The sequence below is a fragment of the Amycolatopsis sp. NPDC051903 genome (assembly GCF_044452505.1).
Taxonomy (GTDB): domain Bacteria; phylum Actinomycetota; class Actinomycetes; order Mycobacteriales; family Pseudonocardiaceae; genus Amycolatopsis.
Genome location: NZ_JBITBT010000008.1, coordinates 197,730 through 219,744 on the forward strand (window position 1 = coordinate 197,730; position 22,015 = coordinate 219,744).

23 protein-coding genes are annotated in these 22,015 nt (G+C 72.3%); 10 read left to right on the top strand and 13 right to left on the bottom strand.

The genetic code is table 11. The features are described 5' to 3' along the window. Both ACIA77_RS20625 and ACIA77_RS20630 read right to left on the bottom strand, forming a co-directional pair. Window positions 1-726 (bottom strand): SDR family oxidoreductase, encoded by a 726-nt coding sequence (locus ACIA77_RS20625; RefSeq protein ID WP_395887509.1) that lies wholly within the window; start codon window positions 724-726, stop codon window positions 1-3. A 73-nt stretch (window positions 727-799) separates the two neighbouring features. Further along, window positions 800-1,642 (bottom strand): helix-turn-helix domain-containing protein, encoded by an 843-nt coding sequence (locus ACIA77_RS20630; protein WP_395887510.1) that lies wholly within the window; start codon window positions 1,640-1,642, stop codon window positions 800-802. Between the two features lie 127 nt (window positions 1,643-1,769). Here ACIA77_RS20630 and ACIA77_RS20635 point away from each other — a divergent pair, with 127 nt between their 5' ends. After that, on the top strand, window positions 1,770-2,501 hold the full coding sequence (locus ACIA77_RS20635) for an SDR family oxidoreductase (protein ID WP_395887511.1): 732 nt from the start codon (window positions 1,770-1,772) through the stop codon (window positions 2,499-2,501). A 40-nt stretch (window positions 2,502-2,541) separates the two neighbouring features. Here ACIA77_RS20635 and ACIA77_RS20640 read toward each other — a convergent pair whose 3' ends face one another. The 3 genes from ACIA77_RS20640 to ACIA77_RS20650 all read right to left on the bottom strand — a co-directional run bounded on the left by ACIA77_RS20640 (window position 2,542) and on the right by ACIA77_RS20650 (window position 4,523). Further along, window positions 2,542-2,901 (bottom strand): GatB/YqeY domain-containing protein, encoded by a 360-nt coding sequence (locus ACIA77_RS20640; RefSeq protein WP_395887512.1) that lies wholly within the window; start codon window positions 2,899-2,901, stop codon window positions 2,542-2,544. A gap of 91 nt (window positions 2,902-2,992) precedes the next feature. Continuing rightward, window positions 2,993-3,892 carry a carboxymuconolactone decarboxylase family protein gene (locus ACIA77_RS20645; protein WP_395887513.1) on the bottom strand — a complete coding sequence of 300 codons (900 nt, stop codon included), beginning with the start codon at window positions 3,890-3,892 and terminating at the stop codon, window positions 2,993-2,995. Window positions 3,893-3,914: 22 nt separating this feature from the next. Continuing rightward, entirely contained in the window at window positions 3,915-4,523 is a 609-nt protein-coding gene (locus ACIA77_RS20650) for a TetR/AcrR family transcriptional regulator (RefSeq protein WP_395887514.1), read from the bottom strand. 94 nt (window positions 4,524-4,617) lie between these two features. On the opposite strand from ACIA77_RS20650, the gene ACIA77_RS20655 reads away from it, so the two are divergent. The 4 genes from ACIA77_RS20655 to ACIA77_RS20670 all read left to right on the top strand — a co-directional run bounded on the left by ACIA77_RS20655 (window position 4,618) and on the right by ACIA77_RS20670 (window position 8,886). Then, a complete protein-coding gene (locus tag ACIA77_RS20655) occupies window positions 4,618-5,274 on the top strand; it encodes a TetR/AcrR family transcriptional regulator (RefSeq protein ID WP_395887515.1) in 657 nt (218 codons plus the stop codon). 55 nt (window positions 5,275-5,329) lie between these two features. Further along, on the top strand, window positions 5,330-6,904 hold the full coding sequence (locus ACIA77_RS20660; RefSeq protein WP_395887516.1) for an FAD-dependent oxidoreductase: 1,575 nt from the start codon (window positions 5,330-5,332) through the stop codon (window positions 6,902-6,904). 33 nt (window positions 6,905-6,937) lie between these two features. After that, window positions 6,938-7,609 carry a DNA alkylation repair protein gene (locus tag ACIA77_RS20665; protein ID WP_395887517.1) on the top strand — a complete coding sequence of 224 codons (672 nt, stop codon included), beginning with the start codon at window positions 6,938-6,940 and terminating at the stop codon, window positions 7,607-7,609. 62 nt (window positions 7,610-7,671) lie between these two features. Beyond that, window positions 7,672-8,886, top strand: a complete 1,215-nt coding sequence (locus ACIA77_RS20670) for a GNAT family N-acetyltransferase (RefSeq protein WP_395887518.1) — start codon at window positions 7,672-7,674, stop codon at window positions 8,884-8,886. A 548-nt stretch (window positions 8,887-9,434) separates the two neighbouring features. On the opposite strand, the gene ACIA77_RS20675 is transcribed toward ACIA77_RS20670, so the two are convergent. Both ACIA77_RS20675 and ACIA77_RS20680 read right to left on the bottom strand, forming a co-directional pair. Then, window positions 9,435-9,557, bottom strand: a complete 123-nt coding sequence (locus ACIA77_RS20675) for a hypothetical protein (RefSeq protein WP_395887519.1) — start codon at window positions 9,555-9,557, stop codon at window positions 9,435-9,437. A gap of 5 nt (window positions 9,558-9,562) precedes the next feature. Next, window positions 9,563-10,543 (bottom strand): zinc-binding dehydrogenase, encoded by a 981-nt coding sequence (locus tag ACIA77_RS20680; protein WP_395887520.1) that lies wholly within the window; start codon window positions 10,541-10,543, stop codon window positions 9,563-9,565. A 99-nt stretch (window positions 10,544-10,642) separates the two neighbouring features. Here ACIA77_RS20680 and ACIA77_RS20685 point away from each other — a divergent pair, with 99 nt between their 5' ends. Next, a complete protein-coding gene (locus ACIA77_RS20685; protein ID WP_395887597.1) occupies window positions 10,643-11,413 on the top strand; it encodes an AraC family transcriptional regulator in 771 nt (256 codons plus the stop codon). Between the two features lie 175 nt (window positions 11,414-11,588). Here ACIA77_RS20685 and ACIA77_RS20690 read toward each other — a convergent pair whose 3' ends face one another. After that, window positions 11,589-12,308 carry an SDR family oxidoreductase gene (locus tag ACIA77_RS20690; protein ID WP_395887521.1) on the bottom strand — a complete coding sequence of 240 codons (720 nt, stop codon included), beginning with the start codon at window positions 12,306-12,308 and terminating at the stop codon, window positions 11,589-11,591. A gap of 97 nt (window positions 12,309-12,405) precedes the next feature. On the opposite strand from ACIA77_RS20690, the gene ACIA77_RS20695 reads away from it, so the two are divergent. Then, window positions 12,406-13,005, top strand: a complete 600-nt coding sequence (locus ACIA77_RS20695) for a TetR/AcrR family transcriptional regulator (RefSeq protein WP_395887522.1) — start codon at window positions 12,406-12,408, stop codon at window positions 13,003-13,005. A 190-nt stretch (window positions 13,006-13,195) separates the two neighbouring features. Here the strand turns inward: ACIA77_RS20695 and ACIA77_RS20700 are convergent, their stop codons facing one another. Beyond that, entirely contained in the window at window positions 13,196-14,332 is a 1,137-nt protein-coding gene (locus ACIA77_RS20700; protein ID WP_395887523.1) for an NlpC/P60 family protein, read from the bottom strand. Beyond that, a complete protein-coding gene (locus ACIA77_RS20705) occupies window positions 14,329-15,279 on the bottom strand; it encodes a nucleoside hydrolase (protein WP_395887524.1) in 951 nt (316 codons plus the stop codon). Before ACIA77_RS20705 ends, ACIA77_RS20700 begins: the two co-directional genes overlap by 4 nt. A 53-nt stretch (window positions 15,280-15,332) precedes the next feature. Here ACIA77_RS20705 and ACIA77_RS20710 point away from each other — a divergent pair, with 53 nt between their 5' ends. Then, window positions 15,333-16,088, top strand: a complete 756-nt coding sequence (locus ACIA77_RS20710; protein WP_395887525.1) for an acyltransferase — start codon at window positions 15,333-15,335, stop codon at window positions 16,086-16,088. 13 nt (window positions 16,089-16,101) lie between these two features. On the opposite strand, the gene ACIA77_RS20715 is transcribed toward ACIA77_RS20710, so the two are convergent. Together ACIA77_RS20715 and ACIA77_RS20720 are read right to left on the bottom strand one after the other, a co-directional pair. Next, window positions 16,102-17,436, bottom strand: coding sequence for an APC family permease (locus ACIA77_RS20715; RefSeq protein WP_395887526.1), 1,335 nt, complete (start codon window positions 17,434-17,436; stop codon window positions 16,102-16,104). After that, window positions 17,433-18,314, bottom strand: coding sequence for a carbon-nitrogen hydrolase family protein (locus ACIA77_RS20720; RefSeq protein ID WP_395887527.1), 882 nt, complete (start codon window positions 18,312-18,314; stop codon window positions 17,433-17,435). Before ACIA77_RS20720 ends, ACIA77_RS20715 begins: the two co-directional genes overlap by 4 nt. A 78-nt stretch (window positions 18,315-18,392) precedes the next feature. Between ACIA77_RS20720 and ACIA77_RS20725 the strand changes: the two genes are divergently transcribed. Continuing rightward, a complete protein-coding gene (locus ACIA77_RS20725) occupies window positions 18,393-19,112 on the top strand; it encodes a FadR/GntR family transcriptional regulator (protein WP_395887528.1) in 720 nt (239 codons plus the stop codon). 102 nt (window positions 19,113-19,214) lie between these two features. After that, complete coding sequence (locus tag ACIA77_RS20730; RefSeq protein ID WP_395887529.1) at window positions 19,215-20,663, top strand: alpha/beta fold hydrolase; 1,449 nt, start codon at window positions 19,215-19,217, stop codon at window positions 20,661-20,663. Between the two features lie 69 nt (window positions 20,664-20,732). Here ACIA77_RS20730 and ilvA read toward each other — a convergent pair whose 3' ends face one another. Next, complete coding sequence (gene ilvA, locus ACIA77_RS20735; RefSeq protein WP_395887530.1) at window positions 20,733-21,989, bottom strand: threonine ammonia-lyase IlvA; 1,257 nt, start codon at window positions 21,987-21,989, stop codon at window positions 20,733-20,735. Window positions 21,990-22,015 lie beyond the last annotated feature (26 nt).

The following is a 22,015-nucleotide window of genomic DNA, read 5'->3' on the forward strand; positions in this document are numbered from 1 at the left end:
TCACGTTTGGACGGTCGGCCGCACCACGATCTCGTTCACGTCCACCGCGGCCGGCTGTCCCACGGCGTAGGCGATGGCGTCCGCGACGGCCGAGGCCGGGATGCCGAGCCGCTCGCTCGCGGCGCGCGCCGCCGCCTGCGTCTCGGGGTCGCCCCCCTGGTCGGCGAGCTCGGAGTGCGTGAACCCCGGGCTGATGATCGTCACGCGCACGTCGGTGTTTTCCTGGCGCAGGCCTTCGGACAGCGCGCGAACGGCGAACTTCGTGGCGCAGTAGACGGCGGCGGTCGGGTCGACGCGCAGGCCGGCCGTCGAGGCGACGTTCACGACGTGACCGCCGCCCTGAGCGCGCAGGATCGGCAGCACGGCGGCGATGCCGTGCAGCGTCCCGCGCAGGTTCACGTCGATCATCCGGTTCCAGTCGTCGATCCGCAGGGTGTCCAGTGTGGACAACTGCATCACGCCGGCGTTGTTCACGAGCACGTCGACGCGGCCGTGGGCTTCGTGGGCGGAGGTGACGAACGCGCGGACGCTGCCGAGGTCCGTCACGTCGAGCGCTCGGAACTCGGCGCGGCCACCGTCGGCGCGGATCTTCGCGGTGAGCGCCGCGAGCCGGTCGGTGCGGCGGGCGCCCAGGACGACGTGGTGACCGTCGGCGGCCAGCCGCAGCGCGGTGGCCTCGCCGATGCCGCTGCTCGCGCCCGTGATCAGCGCGATCTTGCCGTTCATGCGTACTCCTCGTGAGTTGTGCGGTGAGCTCGAGGCTGCTGCCACGCACAGCTGCGGAGAAGGACGCGGTTGCCTAGGTGTGGCGCACCCTGGTTCCGCGCGGGCCATCGGCCACGGCGTGCAGCGACCCGAGCAGTGCCAGCGCGTCGGCGCTCGGGCTGCCCGGCTCGGCGATGCCGACGAGCAGGTACTGGCCGGACGCGTCGCGCACGTCGAACGTCTGGTAGTCGAGCACGATCCGCCCGACGGCCGGGTGCCGGAAGGTCTTGCGCGTGCCCGAAAGCCCCTTCACGCCGTGATTGCCCCACAACGTCGCGAATTCCTCGCTGGACGCCAGGAGTTCGTCGACGAGCTCGCCGACCTCTGCGCGGTCGTAGCCGCTGGCCAGGCGCAGCGCGTCGACCGCGCTGGCCGCGATCTGGGGCCACTCGCCGAACAGCTCGCGCGCGGCCGGGTCGTGGAACAGCGTGCGCACCATGTTCGCGGGTTTGCCGACGGGGGAGAGCAGCGCGTCGGCCAGTGCGTTGGTGGCCAGCAGGTCGAGCCGGCGGTTCGTGACGTACGCCACGGCGGTGGGGAAGGTGTCCATGAGCCGCAGCAGCTCAGGGGACACGTCGTCGCGCCGGTGCTCCGGCAGGCGGGGCGTGAGGCCGGCCAGGCGGTAGGCGTGCCAGAGGCCGTCGGCGTCGAGGTGCAGCGCGCGGCCGATCGCGTCGAGCACCGGGCCCGACGGGTTGCGCTCGCGGCCCTGCTCCAGGCGCGCGTAGTAGTCGGCGCTGACGCCCGCCAGCACCGCCACCTCCTCGCGCCTCAGCCCGCTCACCCGCCTCGGGCGGTGGCTGGTCACGCCCGCCTCCTCCGGGGCCAGCCGGGCGCGCTGCGCACGCAGGAACTCTCCGAGATCGTTGCCGCTCACCCAGCCCACGGTACCCGCTGAGCGCGGTGATACCGGCGAGGTATCACAGACGGCGGAACAGGTCTTGGACCGGGGCCGGGCCGTGGCCGCATCGTGGAAGGGAACCTCCACGGCGAAAGGGAAAACCATGACTCAGGCAAGCGGCCGCCTCGCCGGCCGGCGGGTCGTCGTTCTCGGCGGTACCTCGGGCATCGGCCTCGCGACGGCGCTGGCCGCGGCTGAGGAAGGCGCGCAGGTCACCGTGGCGTCGAGCCGGCAGTCCAGTGTGGACGCCGCGCTGACCCGCCTGCCGTCCGACGCCACGGGCCAGGCACTCGACCTCACCGACGCCGCCGCCGTCCGCGCGTTCTTCGCCGGCCACGGCGAGTTCGACCACCTGGCCTTCACAGCGGGGGAGCCTCTGTCGCTGACGCCGATCGACACGCTCGACCTCGACGTCGCCCGCGGGTTCTTCACCCTGCGGTACTTCGGCGCGGTCGGCGCGGTGCAGGCCGCGGCGCCGCACCTGCGGCCGGGCGGCTCGATCACCCTGACCAGCGGCACGGCCGGCACGCGCGGCGGCCCGGGCTGGGCCATCGCGTCGAGCGTGTGTGCCGCGATGGAGGGGCTCACGCGCGCGCTGGCGGTGGAGCTCGCACCGCTGCGGGTGAACGCCGTGGCGCCGGGGGTTGTGCGATCGCCGTTGTGGCAGAACCTGTCCGCTGAAGACCGCGAAGCCATGTACGCGTCCGGCTCGGCCTTGCCGGCCGGTCGAGCGGGCGAGCCGTCCGACGTCGCGCACGCCTTCGTCTACTTCATGACCCAGCCCTGGGCGACGGGCACCGTCCACCTCCTCGACGGCGGCACGGTCCTCGTCTGACCTCGCGGATCCGGGCGTCGCCCGACGCCCGGATCCACTGTCACGAAAGCGGTTCGAGGTGCTGCTTCAGCACGACGGCTTCGGCGCGCAGCCGTTCGGCCGCGTCGGTACGCCCGAGCCGCTCGTACTTGTCGGCGGCGGTGGTGCGTTCGCGCACCTCGTGCGCCACGATCGCGCGCACGTCGGTGTCGGTCAGCTCGCGGCGGGCCGTCTCCGCGGCTCCGACGCCGAGGGCAGCGCCCACAACGTGCTCGTCACCCGCCGCGGTGGACAGCGGTTGATCGACCGGCACGGCTTCGGCGTTGTCGATCGCCGCCAGCGCCGAGCGCAGGGCGGTGGTGGCGACGCGGTCGCGGTTCTTGAGTGCCGTGGTGAGGCCGGCACGCAGGCTGGCGCGCATGGGTTTCCCATCCGGAGTCGTGGTGAACGGCAGGGACGTTAGCAGCCGGCCACGTCGCCGGGCGCGCGATTTTCCCTGCGCCGCGCCGGATTCACGCGGCCCGGGTACCCGAGAACGGGAACGTCCCGCCGCCCGAGATCGTCACCGATCCGGTGAACACGTCGCCGTCGACGGTGCCCGTCACGCCGATTTCGAACCGCGCCGGTTCCGTTACGACGGCCGTGAACTCCAGGCGGTTGCCCTCGACTGTGCCCGAGGTGACCGGCACGGTCACGCCGAGCTGGGTGTCCACGATGGACCCCGCGACCGCGCTGCCGGAAGTCTTCAGTTCCAGCACCAGTTCCTTGCTGCCGGCCGGGTGCGTGAACGTGATGTGCCACGTGCCGTCCACTCCGGTCCGGCCGCTGTTCGGGCGCGTGACGACCGGCGCGGCTTCGGCCACGTGCGGCACCACGCGTTCGCCCAGCACCGGCTGGCCCGGCTTCACCGCGACGCCCGCGGAATTCAGGAACCCCGCCATCATCCGGTAGTAGCCGGCGAGGAACAGCACCTCGAGGATCACCGGTTCGGCGAACTCCGCCGCGAGCGCGGCCCACGTCTCGTCGGACACGAACGCTTCGGCGCACAGTTCGTCGGTGGCTCGCAGCACCGCGCCGTCTTCGGGCGCCCAGGTCGCGGCGGGGTCGGTGAGCGCGTTGATCTCGTCGGCGGTGGCGCCCGCGCCGAGCGCGGCGGGGACGTGGTTGGCCCACTCGTACGGCGCGTCGCACCGCAGGGCGACCCGCAGGATCGCCAGCTCGCGCAGGCGCGGGGGCAGTTCACCCTGGCCCAGGAGGAACCCGCCGAGGCTCGCGGACGCCTGCATCAGCGCGGCGTTCTTCGCCTGGACCTGGATCACGGTGTCCGCGCCGAGCCGGGCGAGCCGTTGCTGCTCGGGCGTGAGCTCCGCCAGCGGCAGCGGAGCGATGCGGGGACTGGTGGCGTACGGCATGTCGGATTCCTCCCAGAGTCGGTCAGCTGAGGTGCTCGAGCGCTGTGCGCGCGTCTTCGAGGCTGAGCATCGGGTGCGAGTACAGGTCGATCAGGGCGCGCGCGAGCAGGGCGTCGCCTTCCGGGCTGAAGACGTCGACACCCAGCGCGCGCGACACGTGCTGGTGCAGCACCGTGATCGACAGCGCCATGGCCGTGCTCACGGCGGCGCGCACCTTCACGTCGGCGGCCGGCGGGTCGGCGCGCTCGGTGTCACGAGCGGCGAGCCACTGCGCGCTCAGCTCCACCATCTCGTCGAACAGCGGCGCGGCCTCGCCCTCGGCCAGTGCGCGCGCGAGGTAGGTCTGGTACGGCCCGACCGCGAGCCGCGCCGCTGCGACGTGGTTGCCGCCGGTGCCCGCGAGGACCCGGTCGTTGAGCCCGCGCAGCAACTTCACGAGGTGCGCGTCGCACGCGTCGCGCAGTTCCTGCTTCGAGCCGAAGTGGTGGCGCACCAGGCCGGACGAGACGCCCGCGGCCTCGGCGATGCCGCGGATCGTCGCGCGGTCGAACCCGACCTCGCCGAACTGCTGCATCGCCGCGTCGCGGATGCGCGCGCGGGCGGTCAGGTCGTCGGGGTCAGAACTGCGCACGGATCCTCCTTCACTACACAAGCGTGTAGCAGACTATACGCACGTGTAGTGGAGGCGCGCCAGTGCCACACTGCGCAGGTGAACCGAGCTGCCCATGGCTGAGCCGCCCTCGAGGGAATCGACGCCGGGCCGTCCCGGCCGGCCCGCGCGGTGGTCGCGCGCCGACGTCGTGGAGGCGGCGCGCGGGATCGTCGCGGCGGAAGGCGTCGAAGCGCTGACGATGCGGCGGGTCGCGCGGGAGCTCGGCTGCTCGCCGATGGCCCTGTACCGCCACGTCCGCGACAAGGACGAACTGCTGGCGCTGCTGATGGACCACGTCGCCGCAGGGCTGCCACGGCCCGACTTGCCGGACGACCCGCGGCAGCGGCTTCTCGTCCTGTGGCGGCTGATCCACGACGCGCTGGCCGAGCATTCGTGGGCCGTCGGCGTGCTGGCGCAAGGAGATCTCGCGAGCCCGGCGGTGCTGTGGCTGGTGGAGGAGATCCTCGGTGGGTTCGTCGCGGCCGGGCTCACGGTGCCGAAAGCCGGCGCGGCTTACCGGATCGTCTGGCAGTACACGCTGGGCGTGCTCACGATCCGGCACGGTTCGGCCGGCCGCGCCGACGACCGTCCCCGCCTCCAGCGCGCCATGCTCCTCGACGCCGATCCGGCCGAGCTGCCGCTGATCGCCGCGCTGGCCCCGAAGTGGCCGCACGACTGGGACACCTACGGCGAAGGCCTCGAGGCGCTGCTCGACGGCTTACTGCCTTGACAGTCACCCTCATTGGTTTGTGTACTAGTACGCAAACCTGATGGGGGTGGTTTCGATGACCGACGTCGACACAGTGGTGATCGGCTCCGGCGCGGCCGGCCTGGCCGCGGCACTGGCGGCAGCGAGCCGCGGCGCGGACGTGGTCGTGCTCGAGGCGGCAGAGCGGTTCGGCGGGTCCACGGCGGTGTCCGGTGGCCAGGTGTGGGCGCCGGGCAACCACCTGCTCGCCGGCGACAGCGCCGAGGCAGCCCTCGCGTATTGCCACGCCGCCGCGCCCGGCCGGGATCCGGAGCTGGTCGGGGCGTTCGTGCGCGCCGTACCGGCGGTGGTGCGTGCGGTGGAGGAGCACAGCCCGATCCGCTTCCGGCTCGTCGAGGGCTACCCGGACACCTTCGCCGAGCTGCCCGGCGGCCGGCGCGCGCGGCACGTCGAGGTGGATCCCGTTGCGGCGCAAGGGTTCGCCGAGCTGCTGTGGCCGTCGCCGTTCGGTGCGCCCGTGCTCACGAACGACGAGTTCTTCGAGCACCGCCTGTTCGCCGGCGGTGCGCCGCCCTTCGCCGTGATCGAGAAGCGGCTGGCCGCTGGGGAGGTGACGCTCGGCGCGGGCCTCGTCGCCGGGCTGCTGCGCGGGTGCCGGGACGCCGGCGTCGAACTGGTCCGCGGCCGCCGCGTGCGCCGGCTGCTCACCGGCGACGGCCGGGTCACCGGCGTCGGCACCGACGGCGACGGGCGGCTGTCCGCGCGGCGCGTGGTCCTCGCGACCGGCGGCTTCGAGCACGACGCGGCGCTGCGATCGGCGCTGCTGTCCGGCCCGCTCACGCACCCGGTCACCCCGCCCGTCCAGTACGGCGACGGCTTGCGGCTGGCCGGCGCGGCCGGGGCGCAGCTGGCGCGCACCGGCGAGTACTGGTCGTGGCCGTCGTACCAGGCGCCGGGCCGGTACTGGCCGGACGAGGCCGGCACGCCGCAGGCCCAGCTGGTGCTGCACGAGCGCAACTTGCCGCACGTGATCTGGGTGAACGCGGCCGGGCGGCGGTTCGTCAACGAGTCGAGCCACAACTGCGCGCTCGCCTTCGCCGAGCTCGACCCCACGACGCACCGCCCGCGCAACCTGCCGGCGTGGGCGATCGGCGACGCGCAGTTCCGCGCCCGCTACCCCGTGGCCGGTGCGGCGCCGGGGGAGCCGTTGCCGGAGTGGCTGCTGTCGGCGGACACGCTTGACGAACTGGCCGCGTCGGCCGGCATCGACGCGGCCGGGTTGCGCGACACCGTCACCCGCTTCAACGCGGCCGTCGCCGCCGGCGGGGACCCGGAGTTCCACCGCGGCGAGACGACCTACGAACGCGCCTTCGGGGACGCCACTGCGGCTCACCCGAACCTGGGGACGATCGCCGAACCGCCGTTCTTCGCCCTGGCGGTGCGCGCCGGCGCGGTCGGGACCAAGGGTGGCGCCCGCACCGATCACCGCGCGCGGGTGCTCGACTGGAGCGACCGGCCGATCCCCGGCCTGTACGCGGCGGGGAACACCGCTGCGGCGGTCTTCGGGCCGGGAACGATCGCCGGCGGCATCACCATCGCGTCGGCACTCACGTGGGGCTGGCTGGCGGGTTCGGCCGAACCCGCCGACTAGGCTGAACTCGCCCGAACCGGACGGGAGGCTGACGTGACCGACACGACGGTGGCCGAGGTGCTGGCCGAACTGGCCGCGCTCGAAGACCCGAAAGCCCGCGCGGTGAACGAAAAGCACGGCGACGACCACGGCGTGAACCTCGGCAAGCTGCGTGCGGTCGCGAAGCGGCTGAAGACGCAGCAGGACCTCGCGCGCGAGCTCTGGGCGGCGGACGACACCGCGGCCCAGCTGCTGTCGCTCCTGATCTGCCGGCCGAAGGCGTTCGAGCGGGCCGAGCTGGACGCCATGCTGCGCGAGGCCCGCAGCCCCAAGGTGCACGACTGGCTCGTGAACTACGTGGTGAAGAAGAGCGCGCACGCCGAAGAGCTGCGCCAGGCCTGGACCGCCGACCCGGATCCGGTGGTCGCGAGTGCCGGCTGGGCGCTGACCACCGAACGCGTGGCGAAAATGCCCGACGGTCTCGACCTGCCGGGTTTGCTGGACGTCGTCGAGGCTGAAATGAAGGACGCCCCGGACCGGCTGCAGTGGGCGATGAACCACTGCCTGGCGCAGATCGGCATCGAGCACGCGCCGCTGCGCGCCCGCGCGATCGACATCGGTGAGCGCCTGGAGGTGCTCAAGGACTACCCGACGCCGCCGAACTGCACGTCGCCGTTCGCGCCGGTCTGGATCACGGAGATGGTGCGCCGCAAGCAGGACGCGTAATTCGCTTGCTCCGATCCCGGGCCGGCGCTTCGCTGGGGGCCGACACCGGGGAGGCAGCGGCGATGGAGATCCGGACCACGACGGAGAAGGACTTCGACGTCTTCGTCGACACGCTCCACGCCGCGTTCGCGCGGTTCCCGGAAACCCCGGCCGGGGACGGCGGCGGGGTCTGGTGGGCGGCGCTCGAAATGGACCGCAACCTGCTCGCCGTGACGGCGGACGGGCGGCCCGTCGGCACCGCCGGCGCGTACTCCTTCGAGCTCACGTTGCCCGGTGAGCTCCTCGCGCCGGCCGCGGGCGTGACCGCGGTCGGGGTGCTTCCGTCGCACCGGCGTCGGGGTGTGCTCACCGCGCTGATGCGGCACCAGCTCACGGAACTGCGTGCCAGCGGCGAATTCCTGTCCGTGCTGCTGGCTTCCGAGGCCGTGATCTACCGCCGGTTCGGCTACGGACCGGCGACCTACGAGCAGCGGCTGACGGTGCCGCGCCGGCAGGCCGCCTTCGCCGACCCGCGGGCCCCCGCCGGTCCGGCCACCGGCTCGATCGAGGTGCTGCGGCGGGCCGAGTGCGGTGACCTGCTGGAAGAGATCTACGACTCCTACCGCCGCGCGCAGCCCGGCGCGCTGTCCCGGCCGCACCGCTGGTGGGCCTCGCGCGCAGGGCAGCCGCCCATCGCCGCGGCGCCGCGGTACATCGCCGTCCACCGCGACGCCGACGGCGTTCCGGACGGGTACGCCAGCTACTCCCTCGGCGAGCCCGAGACCCTGACGGTCGACGAAACCATCACCACCGACGACGCCGTCTCGACGGCATTGGTGCGGTTCGCGCTCGGCCACGACCTGGTGAGCGAGGTCGTGTTCAAGCGCGTCCCGCCGGATCACCCGCTGCGCTGGCAGCTCGCCGACTTCCGCGCCGGCCAGGTCACCGACGACACCGACTGGCTCTGGGTCCGCCTGCTCGACGTCCCCCGGGCCCTGACCGCCCGCGGCTGGTCCGCCGACAGTGAGCTCGTCCTCGACGTCACCGACCCCTTCCTCGCCGAACACGGCCGCCACCTGCTGACCATCCGGGCCGGCAAGGCCGAGTGCACCCCGACCGACCGGGCGCCCGACCTGTCCCTCGACGTGAGCGACCTGGGCTCCATCTACCTCGGCGGCACCGCGCCGAGCACCCTCGTGCGCGCCGGGCACGTCCAGGCCCACCACCCGGCCGCGGCCGCTCTCGCCGACACGCTGTTCCGCGGCGAGCGGGCGCCGCACTGCCTGCATTGGTTCTGACGGTCACGGCCCGAGGCCGGTTTCCCGGCGGCACCGCGCCGAGCGCGCTCGTGCGCGCCGGGCACGTCCTGGCTCACGACCCGGCGGCAGCGATCGCTGATGTGCCCTTCCGCGGTGAGCGGGTACCGCGTTGCCCGCATTGCTTCTGGGGCATCAGGACGAGTTCCCCGGCGGCACCGCGCCGTGCGCGCCGGGCACGTCCTGCCTCACGACCGGGCGGCGGCCGTGCTCGCCGACACGCTGTTTCGCGGTGAGCGGTGGCCGCACCGCTTGCATTGGTTCTAGGGCACCAGCACGAGTTCCCCGTCGGCATCGCGCCGTGCGCGCCGGGCACGCCCTGGCTCACGAGCTGGCCGCGGCGGTGCTTGCCGACTCGCTGTTTCGCGGTGAGCGGGCACCGCATTGCTTGCATTGGTTCTAGGGCACCAGCACGAGTTCCCTGTCGGCACCGCGCCGTGCGCGCCTTGCACGACTGGGCGGCGGCCGTGCTTGCCGACTCGCTGTTTCGCGGTGAGCGGGCGCCGCGTTGCCTGCATTGGTCTTGGGCATCAGGACGAGTTCCTCGGCGGCACCGCGCCTTGCGTGCCGGGCACGTCCTGGCTCACGACCCGACTGCGGCCGCGCTCGCCGATGCGCTGTTCCGCGGCGAGCGGCCGCCGCAGTGCTTGCATTGGTTCTACGGCACCAGCACGAGCTTCCCGGCGCCGCGGTTGTCCTCCAGGTACTGGTGCGCCGCTCCGAGGTCGTCGAGGCCGATGACGCGGGCGGCGGCGGGCCGGAGGGTGCCGGTCTCGACGTCGTGGATGATGCGCTGCAGGGTGGTGGCGCCGGCGTTGCCCTTGAGGGTGTCGCTGTGGAAGGCGGTGAGCCTGGTGCCGGACGGGATCATCGCGATGGGTTCGAAGTCCGGGATCAGCCAGCCGCTGAGGGAGCCCGCCACGCACACCGTCCCGCCCGGGCGGACCAGGCGCAGCGAGTCCACCGCGGTGCTCGCGCCGACGAGATCCAGGACGTGGTCCGGACCCTCGGGCCAGATCGCGTGGACGCTCTCCGCCAGAGACCCGCCGGCGTCGACGAGCACGTGGCCGGCGCCGGCCGCGGCCACCGCGCCGATCTTGTCCCGCCGCCGGGTCGTGGCCGCGGTCTCGAGGCCGCGTCCCGCCGCGAGCGCCGCGGCCGCCAGTCCCACCGACGAGGTCCCGCCGCGGATCAGCAGCCGCCCGTGTGTGGCGCCCACCGCGTCCAGGGCGCCCTGGGCGGTCAGGTACGTCTCGGGCAGCGCGCCCAGGACGTCCCACGGCAACGTGGTCGTGATCGGCATCAGCAGTGAGTTCGGCAGCAGCGCGAACTCCGCGTAGCCGCCGTCGAACTCCCGGCCCATCTCGCCCATCACGGCCGCGACCGTCGCTCCCTCGGGCAGCGCCGGATCGGTCGAAACCGCCACGGTCCCGACGCATTCGATGCCGAGCACCCGGGGGAACCTGACGTTCGGGGAAAACCCTTGCCGGGTCCGCAGTTCTGAGCGGTTCAGCCCCGCGCCCTTCACCCGCACCAGGCTCCAGCCTTCGCGGACCGCCGGCACCGGCAGCTCCCGCAGTTCGAGCACCTCCGGGCCGCCGGGCCTGACACACACTGCCGCTCGCATCGTCGTCCGCATGCCTGCACTGTCGTCCGGACGCGAGGTGGCGGGCCACCGGTAGAATGCCAAGCTGTGCCCGTAGGCCGCCAACCTTCGCAGACTGGCGCGACGTCGCACGTGTGGCCGTCCGGGGGAGCGCACGCGTGGCCGTCGGGCGGAACGAGCCCCACGCAGACCCACGCCCGCGGCCACCTGGTCTACGCGGCTCGCGGTGTCCTGTCCGTGCACACCGAGCGTGGCACGTCGATCGTGCCCGCCAACCGGGTCGCGTGGACCCCGGCCGGGTTCACGCACCACCACCGCGCCCACGGCGTCACCGACATGCGGATCGTGTTCCTGCCGGCCGCACTCGCCCGGCTCCTGCCGGAGCACCCCGCCGTGTTCACCGCCTCCGGCCTCGCCCGCGAAGCCCTGCTCACCCTCACCGGCCCCCGCAACTACGACCCCGCCGCCCGCACCCTCGGCCGCGGCGCCCGCGACCGGCTGCGGCGCGTCCTCGTCGACGAACTCCACGAAGCACCCGAGCAGCCCCTGCACCTGCCGGAGCCCCGCGACGACCGGTTGCGGGCCATCGCCCGGATGCTGCGCGAGAACCCCGCGGACACCGCCGCGCTGGCCGAACTCGGCCGCCGGACCGGCGCCAGCGCCCGCACGCTCAGCCGGCTGTGCCACGACGAGCTGGGGATGACCTTCTACGAGTGGCGCACGCAGCTGCGCATCTGCCACGCGCTGGTCCTGCTCGCCGAAGGACACCAGACGACGTCCGTCGCGCACGCCTGCGGCTGGGTGAACCCCAGCCACTTCATCGAGGCCTTCACCGCCGTCGTCGGCACCACCCCCGGTCGCCACCGGGCGCAGGACCTGCAGTCGGTGTCTTCCGCAGTGTGAATTCCGGGGGTGGCTTCCTCGACGCCGCGCCGTCGAGGAGCGTGCGGCCGGCTCGCCGCCGGCCAACGGCCGCCGGGGTTGATGGCTTCGCCGGTGCACGCGCGTCCCGGCACGTGCACCGGTCGCGGCCGAGCCGTCGCGCCATCCTTGGTTTCTCGGACTCGGCCCGTCAGCTCTAGGCGAGGACGGCGCCTCCGTCAACGGTGAGCACGGTTCCGGTGACGAATCGATTCTCCATCAGGTACAGGTGCGCCGAGGCGATCTGGTCAGCTTCCCCGATCGACTTGGTGAGCGTCTTGTCGGCAAGGGCCGCGAACAGCGCCGCACGCTGCGGTTCCGGAACCGGGTCCCACAGCGGCGTCCGCACTGCGCCCGGCCGGACCGCGTTGACGCGGATCGGAGCGAGTTCGGCAGCCAGCCCTCGGGTCAGGCCCTCTGTGGCAGCGGCGGCGCCGGCCGCGAGCGCCGCACCGGGTGCGGGGCGAACAGCGATCGTCCCGGACGTCAGCACGATCGAACCTCCCGGCCGGATGCGCCGCGCCGCGTGCTTGACCGCGGCGACCGCTCCCCAGAAGCGGACCTCGAACAGCCCCCGGGCAGCGTCGAGCGGCAGGTTTGCCAGCGGTTGCGGACGCACCGTGTCACCGGCCGTGTAAACGACGTGGTCGAGTTCGCCGACCCGGTCGAACAGGGCAGCGACGGCACCTTCGTCGCGGGTGTCGACGACGGTCCCGTCGCAGGTGTCCGGCAACTCCGCGAGCGCGGCCTTCAGCCGCCCCTGGTCGCTCGACGCGACTGTGACGACCGCCCCGGCCGCAGCTGCGGCGCGGGCCGCAGCCAGTCCCATCCCTGAACTGCCGCCGATGATGACGATGCGCTGGCCTGAAAGCGTCATGGTGCCTACTCCTCTGCCTCGAACGCTGATGACTCACTGAGTCATCAGCGTAGCAGCAGTGATGGCTCAGTGGGTCATCACTGCTATGGTGGTGGCCATGCCGCGATGGGACCCCCGCGCCGAAGACCGGCTCCGCGAGGCAGCGCTGGAGCTGTTCCTCGAACACGGGTACGAGAACGTCACCGTCGCGCAGATCACCGAGCGGGCCGGGCTGACCCGCCGCTCGTTCTCCCGTTACTTCACGGACAAGCGGGACGTGCTGTTCGCCGGATCCGAACAACTTCCGGGCCTCCTCGCCCGCTCCGTCCGGCACGCTGACGACACCCTCTCGCCCTTCGCGGCTCTCCTGACCGCTCTCATGGACATCGCCGGCGTGCTGGCCGACCAGGCCCCACTCGCCGCACAACGGCGCGCGGTCGTCCAGGCCAGCCCGGAGCTGCAGGAACGGGGGCGGACCAAGTTTGCCGCCGTGACCGACGCGGCGGCGGACGCGTTGCGGGACCGAGGCGCCGCCGAATCGGAGGCGACGCTGCTCGCGCAGGTCGGAGTCGCCATCTTCCGCACCGCGTTCGAGCGCTGGACCGACCAGCCGGACGGCATCGGCCTGCTCGCCCGCATCCGGGAGGCGGCCACCGAGCTCGCCGCCAGCCTGGGCGCGGTGGACGTCGCTGCGCTGCCCCGCCCCGTGCCGCGATGAACTGGGACTCCGGCTGTGCTCACCTCAACCGAGCGGTCGATCGGCCATCCGGTGGTTCATCAGAACTGCGGATTGGCCACGGATTTCAGAAACTACGCCGGCAGTTCTTCTGCGGTACCTGATCAAAAGATCGGACAGATATCAGCTACACGGGAAACTGTCATTCTCGCGCGAAAGCTGGTCCGCCGGGTCAGGCGGTCGGCCGCCCGGCGCCCGCGTAGTCGTCACCGGGTTTGCGGTACGGGTGGACCTGCACGGCCTGACCGGTCTGCGGCGCGTCGATCATCTGCTGGTTGCCGATGTACAGGCCGACGTGGTGGATCTTCGTGGCGGGCTCGCCGAAGAAGATCAGGTCGCCGAGCCGCGGTTCGGTCACGTGCTGGACGCTGCGGAACTGCGTGTCGGCCGTGCGCATGAGCTTCACGCCCGCGCTGCCGTACGCGGCGGTCGTGAGGCCGGAGCAGTCGAAGCCCGGGTCGGCGTCGCCGCTGCCGTTGCCGCCCCACACGTACGGGAGGCCGATCTGGTCGATCGCGAAGTCGACCGCGCTGAGCACGGCCGGGTTCGGCGCACCGCTGCCCTGCCCGACGGTGCCGTAGACGTTCACCGTCGCCAGGATCCGGTGCAGGGACACGGGCGCGCCCTGCAGCGAGGAGACGCCGTTCCACCAGTCCGTCGCCAGGTCCCGTCCGCCCGCGCACAGCGCGCGGCCCGCGGTGAGCGCGGCGTCGTCGACGTTCTGCGGATCCGGCTTGCCGCCCGACGCGCTGCGCTGCCACTTGGCCCACACCGCCGGCGACAGCTGCATCGGCCCCGACGCGTTCGGCGTCGAGACGACGCGGCTGTAGAAGTCGCGGACCTCGACGGTGCCGAGCGGCTTGGTCAGGATGCCGTTGTCCCCGATGTGATCGCCGTGGGCGCGCCCGTGGTCGCTCGCGATCTTGCCGATCGCGGCCAGCGTCACCCACGACAGGTGGCACCCGGGCTGCTCCTTCGTGAGCGTGACGGTGGCCTTCGCGTACCCGGTCATCGCCCGCAACGGGATGTCCAGCCACTGGCTCGTCTTCGAGGCCCACGCGTCGAACTCGCTCGGCTGCGGCACGTTCGGCTGGGTCGACGGCGCCGGTACCGACACCGGCGAAACGGTGCTGGACGGCGCAGGCTGCTGCGTCGCGGCCGTGTTCACGGGCTGCTGCGCTCCCGGTGCGACCTGCACGGCCACGACGAGCGCCGCGACCGCCACGACCACCGCCGCGGTCACGATGAACGCCCGCCGCCGGCGCGGTTTTCTCGGCGGCTGCTCGGAATCGAGGGCCGGCTCCGTCATCGCGGCCCCCCGGCGAGTCTCGAGAGGACGAATTCGCGCAAGCCGTCGAGGTCGGTGTCCGTGGCGATCTCGACCGGCCGGCCCACGGCGTGCGTGGGCACTGCGCGGCGGTCGACGACGGTCATGCCGCGCGCCGGCCCCGGGGTGGTGTCGACGGTGACCGGATAGGCCTCGGTCCGCAGCAGGCCGGGGCTGATCGCCTCCGCGACGGCCACCGCGTCGTGCATCACCATGCCCTCGAAGCCGAGGACCCGGCTGTAGTGGGCGACGTAGGCGGGGGTCAAGCCTTCGAGCGTGTGACCCAGCGGCCCCGACGCGGCGAGCTTCGCCAGCCACGCGCTGTCGACGGCGCAGCGGTGCGTCAGGTCGAGCGGGACCACGACCGTCGGGAGGTCTTCCTCGGAGAGCACGCGGTGCGCGGCCTCGGGGTCGGCCCAGATGTTGAACTCCGCGGTGGCCGTGGTGTTGCCCCGCGCCATCGCGCCGCCCATCAGCACGATGCGGGCGATCTTCGAGCGCACGCCCGGGTGCGCCGCGAGCAGCGCGGCGATGTTGGTGAGCGGGCCGATCGGCGCGATGGTCACCGGTTCGTCGGCCGCTTCCAGCAGCGAGACCATCAGCCCCACGGCGTCGAGCGACTCGAGCGGGCGCGTCGCGTCGGGCAGCGTGCCGCCGCGGCCGGAGAGGCCGTCGTTGCCGTGGACCTCGCGGGAGCCGCGGTCGGTGGCGTGGACCAGCGGCCGCGACGCACCGGCGGCGACTGGCACGTCGGGGCGGTCGCACAGCTGCAGCAGCCGCCGCGCGTTGGCGGTGGTGCTGGTCAGCGGCACGTTGCCGAAGACCGTCGTCACCCCCAGCAGCTCGACGTCGGGCGACACCGCGGCCAGCGAAATCGCGAAAGCGTCGTCGACACCCGGGTCGGTGTCGATGATCAGCTTGGTCCCCATCCGTGCTCCCCTTGCCTGTGGCGGGCGTCCTCCCACAGGTTACGGTCAACAGCATGACGTCGATGTGGGGTGCGCCCGCCTTGTCCCGCGTGCGCGCTTGGCGGCGGGCTCGGCGCGACCCGCAGCAGGCGAAGTTCCTGACGGCCGATTCGCTGCGTTGGGTGCTGCGGAACCGCGCGTACACGCCGTGGTACCTCGTACGCTACTACCGCCTGCTGAAATTCCGCCTCGCGAACCCGCACATCATCTTGCGCGGCATGGTGTTCCTCGGGAAGGACGTCGAGATCCACTGCCGTCCCGGCTACGGCAGGCTCGAGATCGGCCGCTGGGTCCACATCGGCGACGGCAACGCGATCCGCTGCCACGAGGGGTCCCTGCGCATCGGCGACAAGTCCGTGTTCGGGCGGCAAAACGTGATCAACTGCTACCTCGACATCGAACTCGGCGCCGCCACGCTCGTCGCCGACTGGGTCTACATCTGCGACTTCGACCACGTGATGGCCGACATCCACGTGCCCATCAAGGACCAGGGCATCGTGAAGGCGCCGGTGCGCGTCGGCCCCGACACGTGGCTGGGCACGAAGGTCAGCGTGCTGAAGGGCACGCGCATCGGCCGCGGCTGCGTGCTCGGCGCCCACGCCGTGGTCCGCGGCGACATCCCGGAGTACTCCATCGCGGTGGGCTCGCCGGCGCGTGTCGTCCGCAACCGCAAGGACGACTACGCCGCCGACGCCGCCCGCCGCGAAGCCGTCGCCGACATGGCCCGCAAGGCGAACAAGGCCCTGCAGAAAACCCTCGGCGAAGGCTGACGGCGCCGACGGGTCACTCCTCGAACGTCATCTCCGGCGGCGGCCGCCGGAACCCGCGGGTGAGCACGACCAGGTAAGCGATCCCGATCCCGAGCCACACCAGGCCGAACGTCAGCGCGAGCCCGTCGAGGTTCACCAGCAGCCACAGGTCGACCACCGCGCCGATCACCGGCGCGACCAGCCACGTGAGCACGTTGCGCTTCGTCTCGCGCCGCGTCCGCAGCCACGTGGCGATCACGCTGACGTTGACCATCGTGAACGCCGTGAACGCGCCGAAGTTGATGAACGACGTCGACGTGGTCACGTCCAGCGCCAGCGCGATGAGCCCGACGAGCCCGGTCAGCCCGATCGCGAACGCCGGCGTGTGCAGCTTCGGCTGCAGCCGCCCGAAGATCCGTGGCAGCACGCCGTCGCGGCCCATCGCGAACATCAGGCGCGAAGCGCTGGCCTGCGCGGCGATGCCCGACGCGAACTGCGCGACCACCAGGCCCGCCAGGAAGAACGCGGCGAACGCGTTGCCGCCGATGTGCCCGGCGATCTCGAACGCCGCCGACGACTCGTCGGCGAACGAGGAACCCGGGTGCACCAGCTGCGTCACGTACGCCAGCACGATGAACACCCCGCCGCCGATGAGCGCCGTCAGCAGGATCGCGCGCGGGATCGTCCGCTTGGGCTCCACGGCTTCCTCGGTCAGCGTCGTCACGGCGTCGAAGCCCAGGAACGAGTACGTGGCCACCGCGGCGCCGCCGGAGATCGTGCCGAACGTGCTGCCGGGGTGGAAGAACGGGTCACCGCTCGCGAGCGAGTGCCCGTCGGACAGGACCTGCTTGAGCGACAGCACGATGAAAAACGCGATCACCAGCACCTGGAACGCCATCAGGATGAAGTTGGCCTTCTCCGCGATCTTGATGCCCAGCACGTTGAGCACGGTCGTGATCGCGATGAACGCGACGAGCCACAGCCAGCTCGGCACGTCCGGGAACTGCGCCGAGAGGTACGCGCCGCCGATCAGCCAGATCACCATCGGCAGGAAGAAGTAGTCGAGCAGCACGGCCCAGCCGACGAGGAAGCCGACGCGCGAGTCGACAGCCTTGCGCACGTAGGTGTACGCCGAGCCGGCGACGGGGTGCGTCGCGGCCATCTTGCCGTAGCTGGCCGCGGTGAACAGCATCGCGACGAGCGCGACGACGTAGGCCGAGGGCACCGTGCCCTCGGTGGTGGTCGCCACGACGCCGAACGTGCCCAGCACGATCAGCGGCGCCATGTACGCGATGCCGAACAGCAGCACGCCGGACAGGCCGAGCTGCCGGTCGAGCCTGGCTCCGGGGGTCGCCTTCGTCGTGCTCATCGGGCTCCTTCTTCTCGCGGACGCCACCGGTCGGGCTCGATCCGGCCTTGGTAGAGCGGAAGTTCCAGGGGGTGGTCGGCGGGGGTGAACTGGTCCCACATCCGGTTCAGGCCGGCGGTGCCTTCCCGGCGGACGCGGGCGACCTCGTCCAGGTCGATGGTGCGGGCGAGCACGCCGGATTCGGCACCCGGCAGCTCGTCGAGCACCGCACCCTCGGGGTCGACCAGCACGCTGTCACCCACCCCGAGCGGACCGGCGGTGTTCACGCTGGCCACGAACACCTGGTTGGTGATCGCGTTGGCGCGCGCGAGCACGAGCTCCTGCGCGCGGTCGGGCGTGGTGGTCTGCACCGGGTTCAGCACGAGCTCCGCGCCGAGCCACGCCAGGTGGCGCGTGACCTCGGGGAACCAGGCGTCGTAGCAGATCGAGAAGCCGAGCCGGCCCACGCCGGCCAGGTCGGCGACGACGAAGCGGTCACCCGGGTCGTAGGGCTCGTACGGCCGCCACGGGAACACCTTGCGGTAGCTGCCGGCCAGCTCGCCGCCAGGCGAGAAGACGAGGGCGGTGTTGAACAGCTCGCCGCGCTCACCGCGTTCGCAGACGCTGCCCGGCGAGAGCCACACGCCGAGGTCGCCGGCCAGCTGGGCCAGCTCGCGGGTGCGGGGCCCGTCGAGGGGCTGCGCGGCGGCGTTGAGCTGCTCGGTGCGTTCGGCGGCGGTGCCTTCGACGCCGCACAGGTGCAGTTCGGGGAAGGCGACGAGCCGGGTTCCGGGGTGCTCGGCCAGCACGGTCCCGACCTGGTCCGCGAACGCCGCGACGCCATCGGTGTACGGGCGCGGTGGCAGCTGTGCCAGCGCGATCGGCAAGGGACGAGGCATGCGCCGAAAAATAGTCCATCTTGCACACTTAAACAATAGTGTTCACTTTGAGATGTTTTCTTGGGTATCGTTCGCGGCATGGCTGCGGACCTGGCTTCGCCCGCGCTGACGGGCATCCGGCGCCTGTCCGCGCTCGACACCGTGCGCGCCCGCATCGCGCTGGCGATCGAGCTGGGCCTGCTCGCGCCGGGGGAGCGGCTGCCGCCCAACGGCGAGATCGCGAGCGCGCTCGGCGTCGGTGACATCACCGTGCGCCGCGCGCTGGTGTCGCTGTGCGAAGACGGCGTGCTGGTCCGGCGCCGCGGCCGCACCGGCGGCACGCACGTGGCCCTCGACGCGCCGGCCGGTCGGGTCGGGGAGGTGGGCGCGTACCGCGAGTCGTCGGCCGAGGTGCGCGACCTGATCGACCACCGGCTCGTGATCGAAGCGGGGCTGGCGCAGCTCGTCGCGCTGAGGCGCTCCGACGAGGACGTCGAGAAGCTGCGCGACCTCGTCCGGCGCATGGACGCCGCCACCGGCTGGGCCGAGTTCCACGACCTCGACGCGGAGTTCCACCTGGCCGTGGCGGCTTCGGGCGCGCCGGCGGCCGCGGTGCAGCACTACTCGGGGGTGCTGCACGAGCTGTACCGCTTCTACCTGCCGTACCGGCTGTCGGCGCTGCGGGCGTCCAACCGGGAGCACGAGGTGCTCGTCCGCGCGATCGCCGCGCGCGATCCGGACGAGGCGGCGCGCGTGACCCGCGCCCACGTGGGGGAGCTGCACCGGACGATGTTCGTGGGGCTGTCCGACCGGAGCTGAGTCCGCGGTGTCCACATCGGATGGTCGGTTCGGCTGTTCGGCGGTGCACCTCGGCCGATCGGCTGATCCGGGCGGCGACGTCCGGCGCCGATGATCATCGGCATGCCGAAGATCCGTTTGCTCGTCCCGGTCGTCGCGGCCGTGGCGATGGTCCCCCTCGTGCCCGCGCTGGCGTCGGCTCAAGGCCTGGACTGGAAACCCTGCGCGTCGATCGCGAAGGGCTGGGACGCCGACGACCAGCGCACGGAGTGCGCGCTCGTGCCCGTGCCGCTCGACTACAACGACCCCGGTGGCCGCACGATCGACATCGCGGTGAGCCGTATCCGCGCGACCGGCGAGCGCACGGGCTCGATCGTGGTCAACCCGGGCGGCCCGGGCCAGTCGGGCATGAAGATGCCGCTGACCATCGCCGGGAGCAAGGCGTCCGGCCTGCTGGAGCACCACGACCTCATCGGCTTCGACCCGCGCGGCGTCGACTACAGCGCGAGCCTGTCGTGCGCCGAGGACGACGCCCAGCCGGATCCGGCACTGTCCGAAAAGGACCAGGCCCGGTTCGTCGCCGAGCACCACGCCGCGGCCAACGCGGCGTGCTTCGCGAAGGACCCGGCGCTGGTGAAGTCCTTCACCACCCCGAACATCGCCCGCGACGTCGACCGCATCCGCGAGGCGCTGGGCGAGGACAAGATCGGCTACTACGGCGTTTCGTGGGGCACCGCGCTCGGCGCCGAGTACCGCACGCTCTTCGACAGCCACGTCGACAAGATGCTGCTGGATTCCGTGATGCCGCCGGAGCTGAGCGTCAAGACGATGGACGACGACCAGGCCGCGGCGGGGGAGAACACCTTCCGCGAGTTCACCGCCTGGCTCGCGCGCTACGACTCGTCCTACCACTTCGGGACCACGCAGCCGCAGGTGGAAAAGGCCGTGCTCGCCCTGCGCGACCAGCTCGCCGGCCACCCGCGCACGGGCCCGGACGGCTCACCCGTGAACGGCGACACCGTCAACCAGTTCTTCGCCTACCCGCGCCGCCAGTGGGTGGAAGCGGCGGGCGCCCTGGTGTCCCTCCGCGACGGCGGTGTCCCGGCCTCGCCGGGCGCGGCGCCGTCCGGCTTCGGCTGGGACACCGAACGCACCGGCGGCAGCTCGTTCCAGCAGAACGCCCTGCTGTGCAACGAATCCCCGAGCCCGCGCGACTTCGACACCGTGTGGCGGGACCGCGTCGACCGGCTGAAGGCCAACCCCGAGACCGGTGGGTTCGGCATTTACGAGCAGCTGTGCGTCGGCTGGCCCGTGCCCGCCACGCAGTGGCACTTCACCGCCGGCAAGAGCCCATTGCAGCTCGTCGGCCACACCTACGAGCCGGTCACCCCGATCGGCTGGGCGTTCGCCATGCAACGCCAGATCGGCGGCTCCCTGCTCACCGTCGAAGACGACGTCCACGGCTCCCTGTCGGACCTGCCCTGCGCCTCCGCGGCGGTCACGTTCTTCGACACGGGCAAGCCGACCACGCAGACCTGCCCGGGCGAGCCGGTCCCGGCCCCGCAGCCGTAACGCGAAAAACCACGTGCCGCCGCGGACGGGTGTGTCCGCGGCGGCACGGGTTCGGGCGTCGGGTGCTGTTCAGAGCAGGAAGTGGAACAGCGGGCTGCCGGCCTCGACCCGCTCGACCTGCAGCGGGCTGGCCGCCAGTCGCGCGAGCAGGCCCGGCAGCTCGGCCGGCCGCGTGATTTCGATGCCGATCAGCGCGGGGCCCAGTTCGCGGTTGTTGCGCTTCACGTATTCGAAGCGCGTGACGTCGTCTTCCGGGCCGAGGATCTCGTCGAGGAAGCGGCGCAGGGCGCCGGGTTCCTGGGGGAAGTTGACGAGGAAGTAGTGGCGCAGGCCTTCGTGGATGAGGGAGCGCTCGAGGATCTCGCTGTAGCGGCTGACGTCGTTGTTGCCGCCCGAAACGATGCAGACCACGGTCTGGCCGGGTTCCACGAGGGCGGTCGTGCCGAGCGCGGCGGCGGCCAGCGCGCCCGCGGGTTCGGCGATGATGCCATCGGACTGGTACATCGCGAGCATCTCGGTGCAGACGGCGCCCTCGGCCACCGACGTGAGCTCCGCGCCGCTGTCGCGCACGAGCGGGTAGGTCACGGCGCCGGCCTCGCGCACGGCGGCGCCGTCGACGAACGGGTCCACCGCATCGATCCGCACGGGCTCCCCGGCCTTCACCGCGGCGGCCATGCACATCGCGCCCTCCGGCTCGACGCCGACGACGCGGACGTCCGGGTGGCGCTCGCGCACCCACGTCGCGATGCCGGCCAGCAGACCACCGCCGCCGACGGGGACGACGAGCACGTCCGGCACGAAACCGAGCTGCTCCACGACCTCCAGCGCCACCGTGCCCTGGCCGGCGACCGTGCGGGGGTCGTCGAACGCGGGCACGAGCGTCGCGCCCGTGCGCTGCGCGTCCTCGTTCGCGGCGGCGAACGCGTCCTCGTAGGTCTCCCCGACGACGATCACCTCGATGTGCGCGCCACCCAGCGTGGCGATCCGCTCGCGCTTCTGCCGCGGCGTCGTGCCCGGTACGTAGACGCGCCCGTTGGCCCCCAGCCGCCGGCACGCGTACGCGACGCCCTGCGCGTGGTTGCCGGCGCTCGCGCACACGACGCCGCGGGCCCTCGTGGCCTCGTCCAGCTGCACGATGAAGTTGTACGCGCCGCGGATCTTGTACGAGCGGACCGTCTGCTGGTCCTCCCGCTTGAGCCACACCCGCGCGTCCACCTTGGCCGACAGCCGCGCGTTCGGCTCGAGTGGCGTCCGGGAAATCACGCCCGCCAACCGCTCGGCCGCATGTTCCACCAGGTCCGCGTTCACCGTGTCGATGTCGTGCACCCGGCTGAATGTACTTCCCGCTGACC